Origin of the sequence: Halomonas gemina (genome assembly GCF_023554995.1) — a bacterium.
Taxonomy (GTDB): Bacteria; Pseudomonadota; Gammaproteobacteria; order Pseudomonadales; family Halomonadaceae; genus Halomonas; species Halomonas gemina.
Genome location: NZ_JAMJPK010000006.1, coordinates 298,493 through 323,385, shown reverse-complemented (window position 1 = coordinate 323,385; position 24,893 = coordinate 298,493). Strand labels below are relative to the sequence as shown.

Here is a 24,893-nt window from a genome sequence, read left to right as displayed (position 1 = left end):
CGATGCCCGACGAGTCGTCCGTTGATAAAGTGTCTATCGCCAGTGGACACAACTCCGGCCGCGACGCCTACGCTAGATAAATGCCTTCCACCATAGACGACGGCAATCGCACCTGTGCATCGACGATGCGTTCCGAGCAGCAAAAGGGTATCGAACATGAACCAAGCAAACCTTCACCCGCAGGGCGCCGTGAGCGAGCTGCGAACGCGCATCCGCGACCACTATTCGGCCGACGAGGCAACAGTACTGCATGAGCTGGTCGAGCGTATCAAGCTGTCCGAAGACGACCGCCGCAGGGTGGCCGAGGTCGGTGCCAACTATGTAGCGCGGGTGCGCAAGGAGAGGTCGCCCTCGATGATGGAGGCGTTCCTGGCCGAGTACGGGCTCTCCACCGCCGAAGGCGTCGGCCTGATGTGCCTGGCCGAGGCGCTGCTGCGGGTGCCCGACGCGGAGACCATCGACGACCTGATCCACGACAAGATCGAGCCCTCCGACTGGGGCGCGCACCTGGGCAAGTCGTCGTCGTCGATGGTCAACGCCTCGACCTGGGCGCTGATGCTGACCGGCAAGGTGCTGGATGACGACCCCAAGGGCCCGACGCGGGCGCTGCGCGGCCTGGTGCGCCGCATGGGCGAGCCGGTGGTGCGCAAGGCGGTCGGCCAGTCGATGCGGATTCTCGGCCGCCAGTTCGTGCTCGGCCAGACCATCGAGGAGGGCATGAAGAATGCCCGCGAACTCGAGAAGCAGGGCTACACCTACTCCTACGACATGCTGGGCGAGGCGGCGCGCACCGACGAGGATGCGCAGCGCTATCATGAGGCCTACGCCAAGGCGATCACCGCCATCGCCAAGCAGGCCAAGGGCGACGTGCGCGGCAGCCCCGGCATCTCGGTGAAGCTCTCGGCGCTGCATCCGCGTTACGAATACACCCACCGCGATACGGTGATGGAGACCCTGGTGCCACGCGCCCAGGAACTGGTGCGGCAGGCGGCCAAGGCCAATATCGGCTTCAATATCGACGCCGAGGAGCAGGACCGGCTGGATCTGTCGCTGGACGTGATCGAGGCGCTGCTCTCCGACCCGAGCCTCAAGGGCTGGGATGGCTTCGGTGTCGTGGTACAGGCCTACGGACGCCGCGCCGGGCCGGTGATCGAGGCGCTCTACGACATGGCCGAGCGACACGATCGCAAGATCATGGTGCGACTGGTCAAGGGCGCCTACTGGGATACCGAGATCAAGCTGGCCCAGGAGATGGGCGTCGAGACCTTCCCGGTCTTCACCCGCAAGGTCAACACCGATGTCAGCTACATGGCCTGCGCCCAGCTGCTGCTCGACCGGCGCGACCGCATCTACCCGCAGTTCGCCACCCACAACGCCCATACCTGTGCCGCCATCGTCGCCATGGCCGGCGATGACAAGGACAGCTACGAGTTCCAGCGCCTGCACGGCATGGGCGAGTCGCTGCACCATATCGTCAAGGAGTCAGAAGGGACGCATTGCCGCATCTATGCCCCGGTTGGTGCGCACCGTGATCTGCTGGCCTACCTGGTCCGACGCCTGCTGGAGAACGGCGCGAACTCCTCCTTCGTCAACCAGGTAGTGGACAGCTCGATTCCCCCCAGCGAGGTCTCCAAGGATCCGGTGGCAGAGATGCAACGCCTGGGTGATGCCATCGCCAGTCCCATGATCCGCCAGCCCGGCGAGCTGTTCGCCCCCGAGCGCAAGAACTCCCGCGGCTACCGGATCAACGAACCCGCCTCGATCCTGCCGCTGCTGGCGGCTCGCGAGACATTCGCCGACACCACCTGGACCGCCGGGCCCATGCTGGCGGGAAACCCGGCACCCCAGGGGCCGGCCAACGATGTGGTGTCGCCCGCCGACGGCTCGCGGGTGGTCGGCCAGGTGCATGAGGCGACCCCGGAGGAGGTGGCGGCCGCGCTGGACGCCGCCGAGGAGGGCTTCCGCGAGTGGTCGGCGCGTCCGGTGGCCGAGCGGGCCGAGGTGCTGCGCCGCACCGCCGACCTCTACGAGGAACACATCGCCGAGCTGACGGTGATCTGCACCCGCGAGGCCGGCAAGATGATGTTCGACGGCATCGCCGAGGTGCGTGAAGCGGTCGATTTCTTGCGCTTTTACGCAAACGAGGGCGAGCGACTGGACGCCGAAGAGCCGGGTAGCGCCCGCGGCATCTTCGTCTGCATCAGCCCCTGGAACTTCCCGCTGGCCATCTTCACCGGCCAGCTCGCCGCGGCGCTGGCGGCCGGCAACGCGGTGCTCGCCAAGCCCGCCGAGCAGACACCGATGATCGCCGCGCGGGCCGTCGAGCTGATGCGCGAGGCCGGCCTGCCCGAGGCGGCGCTGCAGCTGCTGCCCGGCGACGGGCCCACGGTGGGCGGGCCACTGACCAGCGATCCGCGGATCGCCGGCGTCTGTTTCACCGGCTCGACCCCGGTGGCGCAGATCATCCACAAGGCCCTGGCGAAGAATGCCGGGCCGGATGCCGTGCTGATCGCCGAGACCGGCGGGTTGAATGCCATGATCGTGGACTCCACGGCGCTGACCGAGCAGGCGGTGCGCGACATCCTGATCTCCTCCTTCCAGTCGGCCGGCCAGCGCTGCTCGGCGCTGAGGATGCTCTACGTCCAGGAAGAGGCGCGGGAGCGGCTGCTGACGATGCTCGATGGCGCCATGGACGCGCTGACCATCGGCGACCCCTGGAACACCGACACCGACGTCTCGCCGGTGATCGACGCCGAGGCCCAGGCCGACATCGGCGCCTATGTGGCGGAGAAGGAAAAGGCCGGCAAGGTGCTGAAGAAGCTGCCTGCGCCGGACGTCGGCACCTTCGTCACCCCGGCCGTGGTCGAGGTCGGCGGCATCGAGGACCTCGAGCGCGAGATCTTCGGCCCGGTGCTGCACGTGGCCACCTTCAAGGCGCGGGACATCGACAAGGTGGTCGATGACATCAACGAAAGGGGCTACGGGCTGACCTTCGGCCTGCATACCCGCATCGACGACCGCGTGCAGCAGATCGTCGAGCGCATCCATGTCGGCAACATCTACGTCAATCGCAACCAGATCGGTGCCATCGTCGGCTCCCAGCCCTTCGGTGGCGAGGGCCTCTCGGGTACCGGCCCCAAGGCCGGCGGCCCGCTCTACGTCAACCGCTTCCGCCGTACCGCTGCCGTCGAGCGCCTTGAGGCGCCGAAAGGGAATGCCGTGACCGTCGGGGATCTGCAGTCGGCCCTCGACGGGCTGGATTCACGCAACTGGGCGGCGCGTCGCGATCGGGTCGAAGTTCTGCGCAAGGCGCTCTCCGGCAAGGGTGGCGTGGTCCGCAAGGCGCTCGCCGAGACCGCGGCGCTGGACATGACGCCCCAGACGCTGCCGGGGCCGACGGGCGAAAGCAATCGCCTGGCGATGTACCCGAAGGGCCCGGCCCTGTGCCTCGGGCCGAGCCTGGATATCGCCATCGCCCAGGCGGTGCAGGCGCTGGGGGCAGGCTCACCGGCCGTCGTCGTCGCCCCCGGCGCGACTCAGGCCGTGCAGCCGCTGATCGATGCCGGGGCGCCCGTCGCCGCGCTCGACGGCAGCGTCGCGGCCGACACCCTGACCGCGATCAGGGAGATCGAGACCGTGGCCGCGGCCGGCGACAGCGACTGGACCCGCGAGCTGCGCCTGGCGCTCGCCGAGCGCGACGGCGCCATCGTGTCGCTCGAGACCCAGACCATCGCCCCGGAGCGCTACGTGGTGGAACGCCACCTGTGCATCGACACCACCGCCGCGGGGGGCAACGCCAGCCTGCTGGCGACGGCCGAATAGGCTCGGGGGACATCCACCCGAGGGAAGCGCGGCAACTTCTTGCAGGGTGGGGGCTTGCCAACCAACACGCCGGGGCCATGAGCCCCGGCGCTCGCGTTCATGCCTTCAGGGAAACGCTGCACGGGGACGGGGCGCCCGCCAGGCGTCGCACTTCGACGTGGGAGAACCAATCGAGGTCTTGGGCACGCTCCTCGAGGCGGCTGATCACGGCGTCGCTGTCGAAGGGCGACTGCTCGGGCAGGCAGATCACCACCGTGACCACGCCCTCCAGGTAGTGCAGTTCGATCTCGCGGATCGCCGGCCAGACGTCCAGCGCCTCCCAACGCTGCGCCAGGGCGGCTTCTACCTCGGGACGCAGCGGCAGCCCCGGGAAGCGGCTGGGGTCGCCCTCTCCGGCGTCGTCCTCGGGGTCGATATGGAAGGTGAGGTCGGTGAGGGCGGGGAAGGCATTGCGCAGGCGGCGGCTCACCTCGTTGCCGATCTCGTGACCTTCGGAGACGCTGATCCGCGGCGACACCACCACGTGCAGATCGAGCATGGTATGCCCGGCCGACAGGCGGGTGCGCAGGTCATGTATGCCCTCGACGCCGGCCACGTTCATCGCCACCTGGCGCATCTCCTCCTGGGTCGCCACGGGCAGGGCGGTGTCCACCAGTTCTCGTCCCGACTCCCACAGCAGGTCCCAGCCCACCTTGCCGACCATCAGGCCGACGATCACCGCCGCCACGGTATCGATCCAGGTGGCGCCAAACTGGCTGCCCACCAGGGCGACCATCACCACGCCGGTGGAAAGCACGTCGCTGCGGTGGTGCCAGGCGTTGGCTTCCAGCATCTTCGAGCCGATACGGCGCGCCACCCGGCGTGTCAGGTGGAAGAGCCACTCCTTGGAAAGCAGCGCCAGGGCCGTCAACAGGATCGCCCAGACGCCGGGCGGCGGAATCTCGGCGGTAGAGGAGAGGCGATCCAGGCTCGACCAGGCGATGGCGCCGGCCACGAAGATCAGCACGCTGCCCAGGAACAGGGTGGCCAGGGTCTCGATGCGCCCGTGACCGTAGTGGTGGTCGTGGTCGGGCCCCTGATGGCCATAGTGAGAGGCGGCAAGCACGAAGCCGTCGGTCACCAGGTCGGAGAAGGAGTGCACGCCATCGGCAACCAGCGCGGCCGAGCCGACGAGCCAGCCGACGATGATCTTGGCCACACCCAAGACGGTGTTCACCACCACGGACAGGTAGGTGACGCGACGGGTGGCTTGGTGTTTCTCGAGATTGGTCTGCATGGTCGGTTCTGGGACGCCCCTTATGGGAATCGCATTGGTGGCGTTGAATAAATGGTACCTAAAAGGTCCAGATTGGCACAAGGCGTCGAGGTGCCTGACACTGTTCCAGCGCCCGGTGGTCGACGTTTCGGCCGGAGGGGCTCAAAGATGGTCACGGGAGATGACCTCGTTCCAGGTCCGGGAGAAGACCCGCTCGTCGCCTTCGTAGGCATCCAGGGTGGCGTTGAGATGGAAGTGACTCGCCGTGCTGGTCATCACCGTGCGGGTGACGATGTCCACCCGCCAGTCGCCGCGCTCGAACGTTCGCCGATTGATGACCTCGCCGCTCACCGTGGCGTAGTCGTCGTTGGCCTGGGTGTAACGCTCGGTGACGTCATAGCCTAGCGTCAAACCCTGGTCGTCGAGACGCCAGCTGCCATCGTTGTCGATGACCCCGAGCGTGGCCTCGTTGGTGGCCAGGTTGAAGAGCACCGTCCACTCCCGGTGGGCCGGTACCAGCAGGGTGGTGGCCGGGCCCGGCGCCATGCGCGGCTCGCCGAGCTCAGGCAGTGTCCGGTCCGCGGCCCGCCGGGGGCGCTGGGGCAGGGTCAAGCGACAGCCTCGCGGATGGAGCGTCAGCGTCGCCGGCGACGGCGATGGCCAGGCCAGCGGCCAGTACGAGGAGGAGACCGCCACCCGGATACGGTTACCCGCGGGGAAACACTGGGCAACGTGGTTGAGGCGGACCGTGACCCGGCAGGTCTCACCTGGCCGGAGCGGCTCGGGGCGGTCGTGGCCGTGGCGATGGCTGAGGTTGTACAACCCGTAGGTCACCAGGGTGACGGTGCCATCGGGACCGATGTCGGAGAGCCTTACGACGACCATCGCCTGGGGCTGGTCCGCCGACAGCTCGAGTTCCACAAGGGGCTCGCCGAGGATCTCGATGTCCTGGGTCAGCGGGGGCGTATCGAAGCACAGCGAGCCGCCATCCTCCAGGCGCTGGTCGGTGGGCAGATCGGTGCTCTCCGCATAGCTGCACCACTTGCCGGCGAACAGCCCCACGCTGAGCGGGCTGCGGATCGACAGGGGAGATTCCTCCGCCGGTGCCTCATCAGTGACCAGACCGTCCCGGGAAAGCGCATAGACCCGTTGCCGCACACGTCGGCTGGGCCACTGCATCTCGGCAACCCAGCGCCCTGGACGGTCGTCGCTGATCGGCGAGACGCTGTCCTGCATCCAGGCCCTTAGCAGGGGCTCCCGATCCACGCCGTTATCGCAATCCTTCAGCCAGCGATCCCACCAGCGCAGGCACTCGCCGAGGAAGTCGATGGAGGGACCTGGTCCACCCAGGTGGGGATACTTGTGGTTCCAGGGCCCGACCAGCCCCTTGCGTGGCCCTTTCAGGTGGTGGATCAGCCGGAACACCGTGTTGCAGTAGCCATCGGCCCAGCCGCTGACCGCAAACACCGGACAGCGGATCGCCGCGAAGTCCTCACAGACCGAGGCGTGGCGCCAGTAGGCATCCCGCCGCTGGTGGTCCAGCCAGGTCTTTAGCCAGAGTCCGCTGTGCTCGAGCCGCCGGAACCACAGCTCGTGCCAGCGCTCACCGACGATGGCCGGATCCGGAGGACAGGCATTGTAGGACAGCATCACCGAGGCCCAGGAGAGGTTGTCGGTAAGCAGGCAGCCGCCCATGTAATGGACATCGTCGGTGTAGCGATCGTCCGAGGAGCAAACGGTGATCACGGCCTGCAGCTCGGGGGGTTGCAAGGCGGCGATCTGCAGGCCATTGAAGCCGCCCCAGGAGATGCCGATCATCCCCACCCGACCATTGCACCAGGGCTGGGCGGCGATCCAGCGGATCACCTCGACGCCGTCCTCCAGCTCCTGGGACAGGTATTCGTCATGGAGCACGCCATCGGAGTCGCCGCTGCCGCGCAGGTCCACCCGTACCCCGGCATAGCCGTGACGGGCAAAGTGGCCGTGGACCTGGCTGTCCCGGATCGCCCGAAAGTCCCGCTTGCGATAGGGGATGTACTCGAGGACCGCGGGCACGCTGGCCAACTCGGCGCCCGCCGGCAGCCAGAGCTTGGCGGCCAGCCGGGCGCCATCCGGCATGGGAATCCAGACATTCTCGATAACCGTCACCCCGGCCTGCTGTGCATCTGGCATCCCCACTCCTCCCGCGATATCCGGCGCCACGACAGGGCGCCTGCATGGACCAACGCCGACAGGCTTCAGCATAGATCGTCGCGGCCTTGGGGACCGTCGCGCTTCCTGTTCGGCTCAGGGGTCTAGGCTGGGCAGACGCCTTCGCGACGGCTGGGCAACGAGACCAGACACCGGAATTTCCGCCGTCGTGTATGCTTCAGCAAGCACCGCCACTCCCGGTGCTGACCAGAGGGAAGCGCCATGAAGATCGTCGAGGATTTTCCCCGTGAGGTTCGCGTCATCGAGAATGTCTGGATTCCCATGCCGGATGGGACACGACTGGCGGCCCGCATCTGGCGCCCCACCGACGCGGAGTCCGAGCCGGTGCCGGCCATTCTGGAGTACATGCCCTACCGCAAGCGTGACTTCACCCGCCTGCGCGACGAGCCGCTGCATCGCTATTTCGCCGGGCATGGCTATGCCTGCGTGCGCCTCGACCTGCGCGGCAGCGGCGATTCCGATGGCCTGCTGCTGGACGAGTATCTCCAGCAGGAGCTCGATGACGCCGTAGAGGCCATCGACTGGCTGGTCGCCCAGCCCTGGTGCAGCGGTGAAGTCGGCATGATGGGCATCTCCTGGGGTGGCTTCAACGCGCTACAGGTGGCGGCCCTGCGGCCGGCCCCGCTCAAGGCCATCATCTCCATGTGTTCCACCGACGACCGCTACAGCGACGACGTCCACTACCAGGGCGGGTGCCTGCTAAATGAGAACCTCGGCTGGGGATCCGTGCTGCTGTCGTGCGCCACGACCCCACCGGATCCCGACATCGTCGGTGAAGAGTGGCGAGCCAAGTGGAAGCACCGCATCGAACAGGCGCCCTTTTACCCCCTGATATGGATGCGCCACCCCCACCGCGACGCCTATTGGCAGCATGGCTCGGTCTGTGAGGACTTCGCCGCGGTGACCTGCCCGGTGTTCGCGGTGGGCGGCTGGGCCGACGGCTATGTGAACGCCATCCCCCGCCTGCTGGCCGGACTGAAGGTGCCGTGCAGGGGGCTGATCGGCCCCTGGTCCCATGCCTTCCCCCACGCCGCCCTGCCCGGCCCGGCGATCGGTTTCTTCCAGGAGGCCCTGCGCTGGTGGGACCACTGGCTGAAGGGCCGCGACACCGGCATCATGAACGAGCCCCTGTTGCGGGTCTGGATGGAGGAGTACATCCCGCCCGCCCCGATGTATGCCGAGCGCCCGGGTCGCTGGGTGGCGGAGACGAATTGGCCCTCGCCGAGAATCCAGCCGAAGACGCTCTACCTGAACGTGCTGTCGCTGGGCGAAAAGGCCGATGGCGAGGACCGCATGCGCATCGCCTCGCCCCAGACCACCGGCCTGGGCGCCGGCGACTGGTATGGCTTCGGGTCCGAGGGCGAGGCGCCCATCGACCAGCGCGAGGACGATGGCAAGTCCCTGGTCTTCGACTCGGATCCCCTCGATCAGCGTCTCGAGATTCTCGGTGCCCCCTGTGTCTCGCTCGAGCTGTCGGTGGACCAGCCGGTGGCCTACGTCATCGTGCGCCTCAACGACGTCGCCCCGGACGGCGCCTCGGCGAGGGTGAGCTACGGCCTGCTCAACCTCACCCAGCGCGACAGCCGCGAGGATCCCAGCCCCCTGGAACCGGGACGGCGCTATCGCGTGGAGGTGCGGCTCAACGACATCGCCTATGCCTTCGCCCCCGGCCACACCATCCGGCTGGCGATCTCGACCAGCTACTGGCCGGTGATCTGGCCGGCACCGGCCGCCGTCAATCTCACCCTCCATACCGGGACCAGCCGGCTCACACTGCCGGTACGGCCGCCGCGCGCCGAGGACGCCGACTTGCGGCCCTTCGATCCACCGGAACGCGGCCCCATGCCGGAGATGACCACCCTCGAGGTGGCCCCCTTCCAGCGCCGGGTGGAGCGCGACCTGACCACCGGCATGTCGACCTACCGGATCGCCACCACCGGCGGCGACTTCGGCGACGCCGCGCTGGCGCGGATCGAAGACATCGACCTGACGGTCGGCTATACCCTCGCCAAGACCTACCGTATCCACGACTACGACCCCGATACGGCCGAGGTGACCGTCGAACAGACCACTACTCACCAACGGGGCGACTGGTCCACCCGTCTGGAATGCCGCACCAGCCTGACCGCCACCCCTCGGAGCTTCCGGATCCGCGGGGTACTGAAGGCCTACGAGGACGAGGTGCTCTTCGCACGCCGGGACTGGGACGAGGAGGTCATGCGCCGGCTGCTGTGACGGGGCTCAGGCGGGACGGCGAAGGCCGTGGCGGGTAACCGCCGCCTCGAGGATCAGCCGCAATAATTCATGGTAGGGATGGCCCGCCCACTCGGCCATCAGCGCCAGCTTGCCGTCCCAGTACCAGGTCGGGTTGGTGTTGACGTCGAGCAATCGCGGTTGGCCATCCTCGCCCTCACGAAAGTCGATGCGCGCATAGTCGCGAAGCCCCAGGCGGCGGAACAGCTTGACCGAATGATCAATCAGCTGACTCCAGGTGACATCATCGATCTCGGCTTGGCGGAAACTGAGCTTCTCCCAGTACGGCGAGGCGGGATCGGCCTTGGAGCCGTACGTCAGAATGGGGGGCAGGTCGGGATCCAGTGCCGAGTAGTCGACTTCCAGCGGGGGCAGCACGGTGAAGCCGCTCGCACCGTTGCCTATCAGCCCCAGGGTATACTCCGGGCCGGTGAGGAAGTCCTGAATCAGGGCATCGACGACGCCGGGTTGCTCCGCCAGCCAGCGCAGATAGGCCTCGGCTTCCCCGACATCCCGTACCACGCAGTCCCGAGTGATGCCGAAGCTGCCACCGCTGCTGTTGGGCTTTATCAGACAGGGGTAGATGGCCGGCAGGACCAGCGGGGCAGCGCTGAGGTCCACGTAGGTCTCGTTGGGGATGGGAATGCCCTGCCCCGCCGCCAGGGCGCGCACCAGGGCCTTGTCGGTGGTGAGGCTGATGCCCATGGGGTCGGCGCCGGTATAGGGAATCCCCAGGATCTCCAGTAGCGCCGGCACATCACGCTCCAGCTCCCAGTCGTTGCGAAAGCCCGTATCACAGAGGTTCAGTGCCAGGTCGGGGGGATTGGCCCGCAGGTCGTCGATCCAGGCCCCATGGTCGTCGAGAAAGGTAAAACGATACCCCCGGAGCCGCGCGAGGGCCTTGCGTAGGTGCACGACCGCGGCCAGTTCCTCCTCGCCGAAGCCGCCATCGATGGCATAGGCATAAGGAAGACGCGGATCGCCCAACAGCACGGCCACCTGGATATCCGACATGTCGCCTCCGACGTCCCGGGTGATGCCTCCCGACCAGGCGCCCACCGCTCACTCGAGCCTGGGCCGCCATGCCCCGGCACGCGACAGGTAGGCACAGTATAGCCGCTGCGTCTGTCGATGATCGCGCCCGCTCCGAGGCCTGAATCGCCGCGGGTTCCGGGAGATACCTCCAGGGCCTACACTGACTCTCCAGCAGGCCCATGAGCTGCCAGCGATATATCGAAGAATTCAAGATCCAAGCAGCCGAGCGGGTGACGGAGCAGGGCCTCTGACCGAGGTGACTGCCCGACGGGAGATGACTTCCGACTCACCTCGATCTCACTTACTTCCCTGCATCAAGAGCCTACGGTTGCATGCCTCGATAACCTGTCAGACGCTATCGAATGGCCTGCCGGTGTGGAGGCCACCATGCGCACCACGCTGCCCACCACGATCAGGCAGGGCGAGGGCAGCGGTTGGGCGGCAAGCCTGGCCGGCATGTCAGCCAGCCCCCCGACCAGCGAGCGCTGCCCGGCCAGGCTGGCATTGGCCACCAGCATCACCGGCCAGTCGTCGGGGAGCCCCGCCCCACGCAGACCCTCACAGATCGCCGACACCTTACTGAGTCCCATGTAGAACACCAGGGTCTCGTCCCGGCGGGCCAGCGAGGCCCAGTCGGGCTCGCCGTCTTCCCGGCAGCGCTGGGCCGTGACGAAACGCAACTGTTGGGCATGGGCGCGATCGGTGAGCGGAATGCCCATGGCGGCACAGGCTGCCGAGGCGGCGGTGATGCCGGGTACGATCTCGACCGGGACGCCGGCCTCACCCAGGGCGGCGAGCTCTTCCCCCATGCGCCCGAACACGCCAGGGTCCCCACCCTTGAGGCGCACCACCGACTTGCCCTGGCGTGCCAGCCTGACCATCAGCTCGCCGATCTCGGCCTGGGGGACGCTATGGTGGCCACGGGCCTTGCCCACATCGTAGCGCCCCCGTCCGGCGGGAATCAGCGCCAGCACCTCATCCCCGACCAGGCGGTCGTAGACCACGGCATCGGCCTGCCGCAGCAGCCGGGCGGCGCGGAGCGTCAACAGATCAGCAACCCCGCTACCGGCGCCCACCAGATAGACGCTGCCGTTACGACAATCGCCAACCAGCGGCTCCTCCTCGAGATGCCGCGTACCACCGAAACGCCCGGCCAGCCAGCGACCGGACCCCTGGGCGAGACGCGCCAACTGCATGCACACCGTACTTGCCGACTCAAGCAACATCGATGGCTTCGGGATGCGTCGTGACACGGGCATGGCTCCCCTCCTCTTTGGCACATTCTTCGATCAGGGATTTGAGTTCGGGAATGCAGCTGCCGCACTGGGTACCGCAGGCGAGACGGGCACCCAGCGCCTCGACGCTGGCATCCCCCTCGCGGATGGCGGCGACGATGGCCTCCTGTCCCACCTGATGACAGCTGCAGACCAATGGCCCGCTGTCACCGGCGCCGTCGTCGCAGCCGGCCAGCAGCCGACGCCTCTGACTCGTGGACAGCCTCTCGCCGCTGGCCGCCTCGGTAAAGCGGGCATCGAGCCAGGCCAGACCGGGCAACTCGACAGGCGGTCCCACCATCAGCCACCAGCGCAGACGCCCCTCCTCGAGGCCCGCCGCACGCAGGCGGCCTTGAACCGGGTCGTCACACCACAGCGACGCCACCACCTCCAGCCGCCGGGCGGCCCAGGCCAGCCAATCCTTCGCCTCGCTGCCGGCCAGCTGCCAGCGCTGCGCCCGGGCCAGGGGGATGCGCGCCCAGTAGTCGACCTCACCGCACCAGGCCGGCTCGACGGCCAGATCATCGGCGACCAGCAGGGTCGCCTCCCAGTCACAGGCCAGGGGCGCGAGGGAAACGGCGCCGTGCTTGGATTCCGGCTGGCCCGACAGCGGGTCGGGGTGTCCCTCGAGCAGGGAGCCCATGCGCGCCCTGCCGCTGAACTGGTCGGTCCAGTGGATGGGCACGAAGAGCTCACCGCGGCGCTGGCCCCGGGAGAGGCGTGCCCGGCCGACGTAGTCGCCGCCGGCACCGCAGAGCCGCGCCAGCTGCTGGTCCTCGATGCCGTAGGAAGAGGCATCGTCCGGGTGCAGGTCGATGAAGGGCTCGGCGCGGTGGTTCATCAGCCTTGGGGCCCGGCCGGTGCGCGTCATGGTGTGCCACTGGTCGCGCACCCGGCCGGTATTGAGCCGTAGCGGACGGGCCGGGCCAAGCGACTGCGCGGGGCCGCGAGGCCGCACCGGCACCAGGTTGGCTCGCCCATCGGGGGTGGCGAAGCGACCCTCCTCGAACAGCCGGCGGGTGCCATGAGGGGCGTCGGCCGTCACCGGCCACTGGATGGGGGCCAGGGCATCATAGGCGGCACGGTCGAGGCCGGCCAGGGCAGAGATGTCGAAGAGCCGCGAGCCCTCCCCCTGGGGGTCTGAAGGGTTCTCGAAGCCCGAAAGACGCGCGTGCTCATCGAAGATCTCGGCGGGATGGGTGTAGGCAAAGGCCTCGCCGAATCCCAGGCGCCTGGCCACCTCGACCATGATCCACCAGTCGTGGCGTGCCTCTCCCGGCGGCGGCAGCAGGCCGCGCTGACGCGAGATGCAACGCTCGGAGTTGGTCACGGTGCCATCCTTCTCGGACCAGCCGGAGGCCGGCAGCACGATATCGGCGAAGGGCAGCAGGTCGGTGGCGGCCGCGCAGTCGGAGACGATCACCAGCGGGCAGCGCTCGAGGGCACGGCGCACGCGGTTGGCATCGGGCAGGCTCACCGCCGGGTTGGTGCCCATGATCCATACCGCCTGCACCTCGCCACTCTCGATGGCCTCGAAGAGCGCCAGTGCCTTGTGGCCGGGCCCCTCGGGCAGGGTCGGCAGCAGTCCCGGTGTGGTCCAGAAGCGCGTGACACGGTCGATGGCGCCGGGCGTGTCGTAGTCCATGTGGGCGGCGAGCTGATTGGCCAGCCCGCCCACCTCGCGGCCCCCCATGGCGTTGGGCTGGCCGGTGATCGAGAAGGGCCCGGCGCCAGGCAGGCCGATCTTGCCGCCCGCCAGATGGCAGTTGATGATGGCGCCCGCCTTGTCGGTGCCGCTGGAGGACTGGTTGATGCCCTGGGAGAAGAGCGTCACCACATGCAGCTGGGTGACGAACCAGTAGTAGAAGGTCTCCAGCCGTTCCGGGTCGAGATCACAGTCGGCGGCGATCACCTCCACGCTGGTGTCGTCCTCCCGCGCCGCGGCCAGCGCCTTTTCGAGGCCGGCGGTGTGGCGGTCGAGATAGACCCGGTCGAGCTTGCCGGTGTCGGCCATCCTGGCCAGCAGGCCGGTGAACAGCCGGCCGTCGCTGCCCGGCGCCAGGCCCAGGTAGAGGTCGGCGATTTCGCAGCTATCGGTGACGCGCGGGTCGATCACCACCACGCGCAGCAGCGGGTTGCGGGTCTTGGCGGCCTTGAGGCGCTGGTAGAGCACCGGGTGGTTCCAGGCCAGGTTGGAACCCACCAGCACCACCAGTTCGGCCTCTTCCAGGTCCTCGTAGCAGCACGGCACGGCGTCGGCGCCGAATGCGCGCTTGTGGGCGGCCACCGCCGAGGCCATGCACAGCCGCGAGTTGGTATCGAGATGCGGCGTGCCGACGAAGCCCTTGAACAGTTTGTTGGCGACGTAGTAGTCCTCGGTGAGCAGCTGCCCGGAGAGATAGGCGCCAATCGCCGCCGCCCCCTGCGCCTCGCGGATGGCCGCCAGGCGAGTGGCCACGCTGTCCAGCGCGGTGGCCCAGTCGACCTCGGCGCCGTCGACCCGAGGCCGGGTCAAGCGGCCGTGATCGCCCAGCGTCTCGTGCAGCGCCGAGCCCTTTACGCACAGGCGACCGTAGTTGGCCGGGTGCTGGCCGTCCCCCTCCACGTGGGTCATCTGCTCGTCATCCAGCTGGGCCAGAACGCCACAGCCGACGCCACAGTAGGGACAGGTGGTTCGGGCCTGTTGCATGTCGACCTCCTCGAGACTTGCCAAGAATGAGCGGGCAAACGAAGACGCCCACCGCGTCGTCCCGGTCGGGAAGGCGCAGGTGGGCGTCGTTGCCGTCTGCCGCGGGGATGACCGCCTGGCCACCCCGGGTTATTACCTCTATCTCAAGCAAGCCATGTGCCAGGCGACGAAAACCTTCGCCATCTTGATCGGTTGCCCTGCCCAGCGGGTCGTTCGCGGCGCATCATGAACGCCCCGCCTGCACCAGTCGCGACACGCCCGGGCAAGCATCCGCACCACTGCAGTGCAGCATGAGGCGGCCCAGTGGTGTCGCCGCATCGCCAAGGCCGCTCCCTACCGTAAAAAGGCGAATCTGGAATGCATCTTGCTAGCAGGTCGGTCAGACGCCAAACGACGAGCGATGTCACCATGTCCCCACCCCTGAAGATCCTGCTGGTCGACGACGAGCTCGTGCGGGCCGCGATGGTCGAGGAGGCCCTGACCCAGGAAGGTCATGAAGTGGCCTGTCGGCTGCAAGGCCCGGCCAGCCTCAACGAGATGGTTGCCCGTCACCAACCCGACGTGGTGATCATCGATATGGAATCGCCCGACCGCGATACCCTCGACAGCATGGCGCTGCTCAACCGCGAGAACCCCCGGCCGGTGGTGTTCTTCGCCGACCAGCACGACCCCGACACCATGCAGGCGGCACTCAAGTCCGGCGTCAGCGCCTACGTGGTCGACGGCCTGGTGCCCGGAAGGGTCAGGGCGATCATCGAGGTCGCCATCGCCCGCTTCGACGCCTTCCAATCGATGCGCCAGGAGCTCGACAAGGTGCGCAACCAGCTCACCGACCGCAAGCGCATCGAGCGCGCCAAGGGGCTGTTGATGAAACACCAGGACTGTGACGAGGAGCAGGCCTACCGCATGTTGCGCAAGATCGCCATGGACCGCGGCCAGCGCATCGCCAAAGTGGCCGAGAGCGTCATCGATATCCTGGAGCACCTGGACAAGGGGTCATTGTCATGAGGGACACCACCATGTCGTCTGCCGCGACACCGGAACTCGAACATCTGACGCTCGGCTTCATCCCGCTGGTCGATGCGGTTCTGCTGATCGTGGCCCGTGAGCAGGGCTTCTTCACCGGGCAGGGCCTGGAGGTCACGCTGTCACGGGAGAACGCCTGGTCGACGCTGCGCGACAAGGTCGCTGCCGGCTTGCTCGACGGCGCCCACATGCTCGCGCCCTTGCCGCTCGCCATGAGCCTGGGCATGGAACGCGCCCCCTGTGACACCCTGGCACCCGCCACCCTTAGCCATAACGGCAACACCCTCGTGCTCTCCTGGTGGCTGTGCGAGCGAAGCGGTGCGGCGCTGGGCGACGACCCGGCCCATAGCGCCCGCGCGCTGGGGGAGTGGCGGGCCCGCCATCCGGACGCAGCGCGGCCACGCCTGGCCATGGTCTACCCCTTCTCCTGCCAGCATTTCCTGCTGCGCGAGTGGCTGGCCCTGGGCGGGCTCGCCGCCGATCGCGACGTCGACCTGATCGCCCTGCCGCCGCCGCGCATGGTAGCCGCCCTGCGCGAGGGGCAGATCGACGGTTTCTGCGTCGGCGAACCCTGGGGCAGCCTCGCCGAGCATGAGGGAGTCGGCCGACTGGTGGCCAGCGGCGCCCAGCTGTGGGCCGACCACCCCGAGAAGGTACTGGGCGTGACCCGCTCCTGGGCACGACGCTACCCGGCCACGCTCGGGGCGCTGCTGCGTGCGCTGAACAACGCCAGCGACTGGCTCGCCGAGAGGCCCGAGCACCGTCGCCAGGCCCGCGACTGGCTAGCACTGCCGCCCTACCTGGATCGCTCGGTCAGCCATCTCGACAGCCTGCCCGCGGGGCAGGCACCCATCCGCCAGCGCCTCTACGGTGACGACCTGCTGCGCCCCGACGTCGAGGCCATGGGCCGGATTGCCGAGGCGTTGCAACGCCAGCTGCACGCCAGGGGCCGCTCGCTCGATATCCGCACCCTGCACGAGTGCCACGCCCCCGTGCATTATGATGCCGCCCTGCACCAGTGATGTGCAGCCAGGGCCGGCGCACGATGCTCTGCCACCCCATGCCGACATCGCCATCCTGCTGAAATAACAAAATAAATATCATAAACCCGGCCTCCTGGCCGGGTTCTTGTAGCTTCATGGGTAACAATGGCGATCAACGGTGATTGCCCCTCCTGGACGAAGACGTCTCAGTGCTCCCCGATGCCGGGGCAGCACCGAGACGTCTTCTTTTTTTGTCACCTCGGAGGTGCCTGATCATGCACCCAGCCCCGCACGAGACCGAACACCTGGTGATCATCGGCAACGGCATGGCCGGCCACCGCCTGGTCGAGGCCCTGCTCAAGCGTCCGGACCGCCCGGCGCGGATCACCGTGATCGGCGACGAGGCAACCCCCGCCTACAACCGCATCCTGCTCTCGCCCTGGCTGGCCGGCGAGATGGAGCGCCAGGCCCTCACCCTGCGCGAGGCCGAGTGGTATGCCGAGCAGGGCATCGAGCTGGTGCTCGGCGAGCGGGTCACGTCGATCGATCGCGCGGCGCGCCGGCTGACCACCGATGCCGGTCGTGCCCTCGATTACCAGCGCCTGGTGCTGGCCACCGGCTCACGCCCAGCCATGCCGGCGGTGCCCGGCATCACGCTGTCGGGCGTCCACGGTTTCCGTGACCTCGAGGACGCCGAGACCCTGGCACGCATCGCCGAGCGTGGCGGCCGCGTCGTGGTGATCGGCGGGGGGCTGCTCGGCCTGGAGGCCGCGGAGGGCATGCGCAAGCGTGGTGCTCGGATCAGCGTGCTGCAGCGCTCTGCGCGCCTCATGAACCGACAGCTCGATGCCACCGCCGCCACCCTGCTCGAGGCCGAGCTCGGTCGTCGCGGCCTGGCCATCCACACCGGCGCGCAGCTGGCAGCGATCGAGGGCGACCATCACGGCCGGGTGGCCGGGGTGCGCCTCGCCGACGGTCAACGTCTGGCCGCCCACTGCGTGGTGGTTGCCGCCGGTATCACCCCCAACGTCGAGCTGGGACGTGAGGCTGACCTGGCCACGCAGCACGCCATCGTGGTGGATGACCATCTCACCACCAGCGACCCGGCGATCCACGCCCTGGGCGAGTGCTGCCAGTTCGAGGGCACCACCTACGGGCTGGTGGAGCCGATCTGGCGCCAGGTAGAGGTGCTCGCCGAGCACCTGGCAGCGAATCCGGCCGAGAGCGCCCGCTACGAGGAAAGGCCCAGCGCCACCAAGCTCAAGGTCAGCGGCATCTCGCTGTTTGCCTTCGGCCCTACCGAGGCTGACGCCGGCCACGACGTGCTCGCCTACCACGACCCCGAGCAGGGCGACTACCGCCGACTGCTGCTGCGCGATGGCCGACTGGAGGGCGCCGTGCTCTACGGCGACACCGCCATGGGCCCCTGGCTGTTCAGCCAGGCCCAGGCGGGCAGCGATCTCGCCGCCTGTCGCCGGGCACTGCTGCTCGGCACGGCCGATGCCGACGCCCTGCTCGATGCCCACCACTCCGACAATCCGGACCGCCCCGCCAAGGAGGCCGCATGAACAGCGACGCCCAACGACTCATCATCATCGGTAACGGCATGGTCGGCCATCACCTGGTCGAGCAGCTCATCGAGCGCGGTGCCACGGAGCGCTACGCCATCACCGTCTTCGGCGAGGAGCGTCACCGCGCCTACGACCGAGTGCACCTCTCCGAGTACTTCTCCGGCTGCGATGCCGACTCCCTGGCCCTCTCCGACGTCGACTGGTACACCGCCAACGGCATCGAGCTGCGCCTCTCGGAGTCCGTGACCGCCATTAACCGCGACGCCGGGGAAGTGGTGACCGCCAATGGCCGCACCCCCTACGACCGCCTGGTGCTGGCCACCGGCTCCTACCCCTTCGTGCCGCCGATGCCCGGCAGCGATCGTCCGGGCTGCCTGGTCTACCGCACCCTGGATGACCTGGATGCCATTCGCACCGCCGCCGAGCACGCCTCTACCGGCGTGGTGGTGGGTGGTGGCCTGCTCGGCCTGGAAGCCGCCAATGCCCTGCGCGGCCTGAACCTGGAGACCGCTGTGGTGGAATTCGCGCCGCGGCTGATGCCCATGCAGGTCGACAGCGAGGGCGGCGAACTGCTGCGCGAGAAGATCGAGGCGCTGGGTGTCCAGGTACACACCGACCGAGCCACCCAACGCATCGAGGATGGCGTGGATGCCACACATCGCATGGTCTTCCAGGACGACAAGATTCTGGAGACCGACCTGATCGTATTCTCCGCCGGCATCCGCCCGCGTGACGAACTGGCCCGCGACAGCGCCCTGGAGATGGGCGAGCGCGGCGGTGTAGTGATCGACGACCGCTGCCTGACCAGCGACCCGGCGATTCTGGCCATCGGCGAGGTGGCGCTCTGGAACAACAGCATCTTCGGCCTGGTCGCCCCCGGCTACCAGATGGCCAAGGTGGCCGCGGCCACCCTGCTCGCCTCTCCTGATCAACCCCAGGGCGAAAGCTTCCGCGGTGCCGACATGAGCACCAAGCTCAAGCTGCTGGGGGTCGACGTCGGTGCCATCGGCGATGCCCATGGCGACCGGACACCCGGTGCCCGGGTATTCCGCTACCTCGACCAGCTCAAGCAGCAGTACCGCAAGCTGGTGGTCTCCGGCGACGGCAGGCGCCTGGTCGGCGCCATGCTGGTGGGTGACAACGGCTATTACGACACCCTGCTGCAGTACTACAGCAACGGCCTGGACCTTCCCGAGGACCCGGCTTCGCTGATCCTGCCCAGCAGTGAAGGCGCTCCGACCCTGGGGCCGGATGCCCTGCCTGACACGGCCACCATCTGTTCCTGCCACAACGTCAACAAGGGCGATATCTGTGCAACGCTGGATGGCGGGGCAGTGGACCTGGGCGCGGTCAAGGGCGAGACCAAGGCGAGCACCGGCTGCGGCGGCTGCGCGGCACTGCTCAAGAGCGTCGTGGAGCACGAGTTGGAGAGTCGAGGCGTGGAGGTCGACCGCTCGATCTGCGAGCACTTCGCCCATACCCGCCAGGGGCTCTATGACATCGTGCGTGTCGAGGGCATCAAGACCTTCAGCGAGCTGATCGAGAAGCACGGCAACCCCGAGACCCACCGCCTCGGCTGCGATATCTGCAAGCCGGCGGTGGCCTCGATACTCGCCTCCTGCTTCAACGAGCCGATCACCGATGCCGCCCATATCCCGCTGCAGGACACCAACGACACCTTCTTGGCCAACATGCAGAAGAACGGCACTTATTCGGTGGTGCCCAGGGTGCCCGGCGGCGAGATCACCCCGGACAAGCTGGTGGTGCTCGGCCGGGTGGCCGAGACATATGGCCTCTATACCAAGGTCACCGGCGGACAGCGCATCGATCTCTTCGGTGCCCGCCTGGAGGATCTCCCGGACATCTGGAGCGAACTGCTCGACGCCGGCTTCGAGACCGGCCACGCCTACGCCAAGTCGCTGCGCACGGTGAAGTCCTGCGTGGGCAGCACCTGGTGTCGCTACGGCGTGCAGGACAGCGTGGGCATGGCGATCCAGCTGGAGCATCGCTACAAGGGCCTGCGCTCGCCCCACAAGCTCAAGTTCGGTGTCTCCGGCTGCACCCGCGAGTGTGCCGAGGCCCAGGGCAAGGACATCGGCGTCATCGCCACCGAGCACGGTTGGAACCTCTATGTCTGCGGCAACGGCGGCATGCGCCCGCGCCATGCCGAGCTCTTCGCCACCGACCTCGACGACGAGCGGCTGGTCCAGCTCATCGACCGCTTCCTGATGTTCTACGTGCGCACCGCCGACCGGCTGCAGCGCACCTCGGTGTGGCGCGAGAATCTCGAGGGCGGCCTGGCCTACCTCAAGGAGGTGGTCATCGACGACAGCCTGGGGATAGGCGAGGAGTTGGAGCGCCAGATGCAGACCGTGGTCGACACCTACCAGTGCGAGTGGGCCAATGCCATCGACGACCCGGAGAAGCTCAAGCGCTTTCGCAGCTTCGTCAACGACAGCCGCCCCGACCCGGACATCATCGTGACCGAAGAGCGCGGCCAGCTCCGCCCCGCTTGACCGACACTTCCCATGCCCCTGGTCACTTGGGGTTGTGGGAGCCCACTTCATTGGGTGATTGGCGCCGGCAGGCGCCCTATATCAACCGAGGAAGCATTTCATGAACACCGCAACGGCCAAGACCATGACTCAAACCTGGCAAAAGCTGTGCACCAAGGCCGATCTGGTCGAATACTCCGGCGTCGCCGCCTGGGTGGAGACCGCCGAGGGCCCCGCCCAGGTGGCCCTCTTCTATCTCCCCGGCAAGGATCCCGAACTCTATGCCCTCGACCACCACGACCCCATGGCGGGCGCCAACGTCAACGCCCGGGGGATCGTCGGTGACCTGAAGGGCGAGCCGGTCGTGGCCTCGCCGCTCTACAAGCACCACTACCGGCTGGCGGACGGCCAGTGCCTGGAGAACCCCGGCGTACGCCTGCGCACCTGGGCGGTAAGCTTCAAGGGCAATGCGGTATGGATCGAGGCATGAACCAGGCACGACCGACCCTGAATTGACCCGAGCTCCACGATGGGCGGCACCATGGCAGGGCAGCTGAGCGCTTTGTTGCCCTCACCTGCACCGCCCTCGGGGCATGCATCGCTGCCCGACATCATCTATCCCAGCAACAATTATCTGATAATAAAAGAGTTTTAATGGATTGGCAGTCACTTTGCTTTATCCATGTACAGCAAGGCAGGCGTGGACCAGGCTCCCGGGGAGTACGAGTGCGTCGGACCCGACCTTCAATGGCGAAGGCCCAGGATCGTGTGTTCGACCATCACTCGACGAGGTACTCCCATGGAGATCCGCAACAAGGCCAACAGGATTCGCCTGTTCACCCTCAATACGCCACAGATGCGTGCCTTCCACTTCTCGTGGTTCGCCTTCCATATCTGCTTCTTCGGCTGGTTCGGCATCGCCCCGCTCATGGCAGTGGTACGAGACGATCTGGGCCTGACCAAGACCCAGATCGGCAACACCATCATCGCCTCGGTGGCCATCACCGTGGTCGTTCGGCTACTGATCGGCGTGCTCTGCGACCGCATCGGGCCGCGCAAGGCCTATACCTGGCTGCTCTGCCTCGGCTCCCTGCCGGTGATGGGCATCGGTTTCGCCAACAGCTTCGAGACCTTCCTCCTCGCCCGCCTGGCGATCGGCGCCATCGGCGCCTCCTTCGTGATCACCCAGTACCATACCTCGATCATGTTTGCGCCCAACGTGGTGGGCACCGCCAATGCCACCTCGGCAGGCTGGGGCAACCTCGGTGGCGGTACCACCCAGATTCTCATGCCGCTCATCTTCTCGGGCCTGCTGATGCTGGGCGTCAACGAGGCCTTCGGCTGGCGCCTGGCCATGGTGGTCCCGGGCGTGGTGCTGTTCCTCACCGGCATCGCCTACTACCGTTTCACCCAGGATGCCCCCAACGGCAACTTCGATGAGCTACGTGCTAGCGGCGAGCTCCCGGCGGCCAGCGGCGAGAGTGGTGCCGGCCAGACCTTCCTGGCCGCTGCCAAGGACATCCGGGTCTGGGCCCTGTTCGTGGTCTATGCCGCCTGCTTCGGCGTCGAACTGACCATCAACAACATCGCCGCCATCTATTTCTTCGACAACTTCGAGCTGACCCTGGCCACCGCCGGCATGATCGCCGGCCTCTTCGGCCTGATGAACATCTTCGCCCGCACCCTGGGCGGCATCTTCTCGGACCTCTTCGCCCGGCAGGCTGGCCTGAAGGGGCGTGTGCGCTGGCTGTTCATCGCCATGCTCTGCGAGGGCACCGCCCTGATGTTCTTCTCGCAGATGCATGTGCTGGCCCTGGCCATCGGCATCATGCTGGTATTCAGTCTCTTCGTGCAGATGGCGGAGGGCGCCACCTTCGGTGTGGTGCCCTTCATCAACAAGCGGGCACTGGGCGCCGTGGCCGGGATCGTTGGTGCCGGCGGCAATGCCGGCGCGGTAGCCGCTGGCTTCCTGTTCCGCTCCGAGTCGCTCAGCTACCAGCAGGGGCTCTTCTACCTGGGCGTGGCCGTGATCATCGCCGCCCTGTGTACCCTGTTGGTGCGCTTTACGCCGGAGGTCGAGGCCCAGGAAGCCAGCGCCTACCGCGAGGCTGAGGCCAGTCAGGGAGGTGCCGCCCTGTCGCTGCGCTGACCCCTGCTGTACCTGAGTGCCCGAACCAGACCACCGCCCCATCGGGCGGTGGTGTTGTGCTTGGTCATTGAAATCGCCAGGTGTCACAATCCGGACAGATGACCATCGGCAGCAAGGCACTTATGGAGAATTATTCGCATTTGCGGCAGGTGAGCTACGCTGCCCATCAACCCTCGCCGCGTCATCATCGGCCCTGTCCCTGAGACCAAGCTGGCCCTGGACATCGACTACGCGTCGGCCATCCGCTTCGAGAGACCTGGGAGAAGCAGCGGGTCTTCGGTTTCATGAAGTACGCCGCCGGCAACTGGAAGAGGCGCCGAGTTGGGCGTTGATCTGCACGGTACACAGTCTCAGGCGGTATGCATTCTTCATCCCTCCCGTTAACGGCAAGGAAGGCCGCCCGTGGGCGGCCTCCCTTGCCGTAGGCAATGGCCGGCATTATGCCAGCCCTGCTGGGGCCCTTCACAGCAGCTCGTTCTCCTCGAGGAAGGACTCGGCCACGTCCTCGATGGTCTCGCGCTCCACGTCGACGCGGGCGTTAAGGGAGGCCATGGTCGCGTCATCAAGCAGCGCGGATAGGTCGTTCATCTGCTCGGCCAGCTCGGGGGTGGTCTCAAGTGTTTCCTCGCGTACCACCGGGGTCAGCGCATAGGCCGGAAAGAAGCTACGGTTGTCTTCCAGGATCCGTAAATCGAAGGCCGGCACACGACCGTCGGTAGAAAAGACATCCGCAACATCGACATCACCATCACGCAGGGCTGAATACATGAGGCCGGTGTCCATGCGAACGATCTCGCTACGCGGAACGTTGAAGTCGTAGGCCTTCTGTAGCGGTCGCCAGCCGTCATCCCGAGAATAGAACTCGGTGTCGATGCCGAAAGTCAGCATACTATCGTCATTGACTGCACTGGCCAGATCATCGATCGTCTCGATACCGCGCTGCTCGGCATCGTCTTCACGCATGGCCAGGGCATAGGTGTTGTTGGCATCAGAGGGTTTCAGCCACACCAGGCCCTTCTCACCGTCCAGCTTCTTGACTCGTTCATAGGTGGCCTCACGTGACAGTGATTCGCTGATATCGTTATAGACCATCAGCGAGGTGCCGGTGTACTCCCAGTAGAGGTCGATCTGGCCGTTCTCCTGAGCCTGGCGCAGCACGGCGGAACCCATGCCGTCACGCCGGGTCACGTCATGGCCCAGGGCATCGAGATACAGCTCTGTCATGTTGGAAAGAATCAGCTGCTCGGTATAGTTCTTGCCCCCGACGGTGATCTCGGCGGCACCGGCGGTGGTCATGGCACCGGCCAGGGCCAGGCCGGAAAGGGTGGTCATCAGGTGTTTCATGGAGGTTTCTCCTTGTCTTGCGAGTGGATGGTGTGGCCTGGCACGAGCGGTCAGGCACGTGACGGGTTGACCCCGCGTGGCACCACCAGAAACGCGACGGTGGCGATCAGGGCATCGACGACGATCGCCAGCAGCGCGGTGGGAATGGCGCCGGACAGCATCATCACCGGGTCGTACAGGTCGATGCCGGTGAAGATCAGTTCACCCAAGCCCCCGGCGCCGATCAGGAAGGCCAGCGGCACGGTGCCCACGTTGATGGTCAGGGCGGTGCGCATGCCGGCGAAGATCACGTAGAGGGCATTGGGCAGCTCCACCCGCATCAGCCGCTGGGTCGACGACATGCCGATGCCGGCGGCGGCCTCCATCAGCGCGGGGTCCACGCCCTTGAGTCCGGCATAGGTGTTGCGGGTGATGGGCAGCAGGGTGGCGACGAACAGCCCGAAGATCGCCGGTACCGCGCCGATGCCCAGGAAACTCATGGAGAGGGCCAGCACCGCCAGCGTGGGGATGGTGGTGCCGACGTTGAGCACCTGCATCAGCGATTCCGCCCAGCGCGCCATGCTGGGGCGCGACAGCACGATGCCCAGCGGGATGGCCACCAGGATCGCCAGGCCGCCGGAGATCGCCGTCAGCCACAGGTGCTGGATGGCCAGGTACTGCACATCGGGCAGGTACCACAGGAAGTCTTCGATGACCCCGCTCGATTGGCTCCATACCCCGGCGAAGAAGATCGCCACCAGCAGGAGTGCGCGCAGGGCCCCGTTCAGGCTCTGGATCGGCATCGGC

General features: G+C 67.1%; 15 protein-coding genes. 8 read left to right on the top strand and 7 right to left on the bottom strand.

Going from position 1 to position 24,893, the window contains the following annotated elements; translation table 11 throughout:
- Positions 1 to 156 precede the first annotated feature (156 nt).
- Complete coding sequence (putA, locus tag M8009_RS14845) at positions 157 to 3,822, top strand: bifunctional proline dehydrogenase/L-glutamate gamma-semialdehyde dehydrogenase PutA (protein WP_250062557.1); 3,666 nt, start codon at positions 157 to 159, stop codon at positions 3,820 to 3,822.
- A 97-nt stretch (positions 3,823 to 3,919) separates the two neighbouring features.
- On the opposite strand, the gene M8009_RS14840 is transcribed toward putA, so the two are convergent.
- Positions 3,920 to 5,098, bottom strand: coding sequence for a cation diffusion facilitator family transporter (locus M8009_RS14840; protein ID WP_250062555.1), 1,179 nt, complete (start codon positions 5,096 to 5,098; stop codon positions 3,920 to 3,922).
- Between the two features lie 141 nt (positions 5,099 to 5,239).
- Positions 5,240 to 7,249: a CocE/NonD family hydrolase gene (locus M8009_RS14835; RefSeq protein ID WP_250062553.1), complete on the bottom strand. Its 2,010-nt coding sequence runs from the start codon at positions 7,247 to 7,249 to the stop codon at positions 5,240 to 5,242.
- 240 nt (positions 7,250 to 7,489) lie between these two features.
- Here M8009_RS14835 and M8009_RS14830 point away from each other — a divergent pair, with 240 nt between their 5' ends.
- Entirely contained in the window at positions 7,490 to 9,523 is a 2,034-nt protein-coding gene (locus M8009_RS14830) for a CocE/NonD family hydrolase (RefSeq protein ID WP_250062551.1), read from the top strand.
- Positions 9,524 to 9,529: 6 nt separating this feature from the next.
- Here the strand turns inward: M8009_RS14830 and M8009_RS14825 are convergent, their stop codons facing one another.
- The 3 genes from M8009_RS14825 to M8009_RS14815 all read right to left on the bottom strand — a co-directional run bounded on the left by M8009_RS14825 (position 9,530) and on the right by M8009_RS14815 (position 14,539).
- The gene (locus M8009_RS14825; protein WP_250062549.1) at positions 9,530 to 10,555 is read right to left on the bottom strand and encodes a D-alanine--D-alanine ligase family protein; all 1,026 of its coding nucleotides are present in this window, start codon (positions 10,553 to 10,555) and stop codon (positions 9,530 to 9,532) included.
- A 335-nt stretch (positions 10,556 to 10,890) separates the two neighbouring features.
- Positions 10,891 to 11,835, bottom strand: a complete 945-nt coding sequence (gene cobA / locus M8009_RS14820) for a uroporphyrinogen-III C-methyltransferase (RefSeq protein WP_250062548.1) — start codon at positions 11,833 to 11,835, stop codon at positions 10,891 to 10,893.
- Positions 11,792 to 14,539, bottom strand: a complete 2,748-nt coding sequence (locus M8009_RS14815; protein WP_250062546.1) for a nitrate reductase — start codon at positions 14,537 to 14,539, stop codon at positions 11,792 to 11,794. The genes cobA and M8009_RS14815 overlap by 44 nt, the downstream gene beginning before the upstream one ends.
- A gap of 408 nt (positions 14,540 to 14,947) precedes the next feature.
- Between M8009_RS14815 and M8009_RS14810 the strand changes: the two genes are divergently transcribed.
- From M8009_RS14810 to M8009_RS14785, 6 genes are all read left to right on the top strand, one after another.
- Positions 14,948 to 15,547, top strand: a complete 600-nt coding sequence (locus M8009_RS14810; RefSeq protein ID WP_250062544.1) for an ANTAR domain-containing response regulator — start codon at positions 14,948 to 14,950, stop codon at positions 15,545 to 15,547.
- Positions 15,544 to 16,587 carry a CmpA/NrtA family ABC transporter substrate-binding protein gene (locus tag M8009_RS14805; protein ID WP_250062542.1) on the top strand — a complete coding sequence of 348 codons (1,044 nt, stop codon included), beginning with the start codon at positions 15,544 to 15,546 and terminating at the stop codon, positions 16,585 to 16,587. Before M8009_RS14810 ends, M8009_RS14805 begins: the two co-directional genes overlap by 4 nt.
- Before the next feature lie 236 nt (positions 16,588 to 16,823).
- On the top strand, positions 16,824 to 18,116 hold the full coding sequence (locus M8009_RS14800) for an NAD(P)/FAD-dependent oxidoreductase (RefSeq protein ID WP_250062540.1): 1,293 nt from the start codon (positions 16,824 to 16,826) through the stop codon (positions 18,114 to 18,116).
- Entirely contained in the window at positions 18,113 to 20,635 is a 2,523-nt protein-coding gene (gene nirB / locus M8009_RS14795) for a nitrite reductase large subunit NirB (protein ID WP_250062538.1), read from the top strand. Before M8009_RS14800 ends, nirB begins: the two co-directional genes overlap by 4 nt.
- 100 nt (positions 20,636 to 20,735) lie before the next feature.
- Positions 20,736 to 21,104, top strand: a complete 369-nt coding sequence (gene nirD / locus M8009_RS14790) for a nitrite reductase small subunit NirD (protein WP_250062536.1) — start codon at positions 20,736 to 20,738, stop codon at positions 21,102 to 21,104.
- A gap of 309 nt (positions 21,105 to 21,413) precedes the next feature.
- Complete coding sequence (locus M8009_RS14785; protein WP_250062534.1) at positions 21,414 to 22,763, top strand: NarK family nitrate/nitrite MFS transporter; 1,350 nt, start codon at positions 21,414 to 21,416, stop codon at positions 22,761 to 22,763.
- A 462-nt stretch (positions 22,764 to 23,225) separates the two neighbouring features.
- On the opposite strand, the gene M8009_RS14780 is transcribed toward M8009_RS14785, so the two are convergent.
- Both M8009_RS14780 and M8009_RS14775 read right to left on the bottom strand, forming a co-directional pair.
- Positions 23,226 to 24,107, bottom strand: a complete 882-nt coding sequence (locus M8009_RS14780) for a glycine betaine ABC transporter substrate-binding protein (RefSeq protein ID WP_250062532.1) — start codon at positions 24,105 to 24,107, stop codon at positions 23,226 to 23,228.
- 50 nt (positions 24,108 to 24,157) lie between these two features.
- Positions 24,158 to 24,889, bottom strand: coding sequence for an ABC transporter permease (locus tag M8009_RS14775; protein WP_250062530.1), 732 nt, complete (start codon positions 24,887 to 24,889; stop codon positions 24,158 to 24,160).
- Between the last annotated feature and the right edge of the window lie 4 nt (positions 24,890 to 24,893).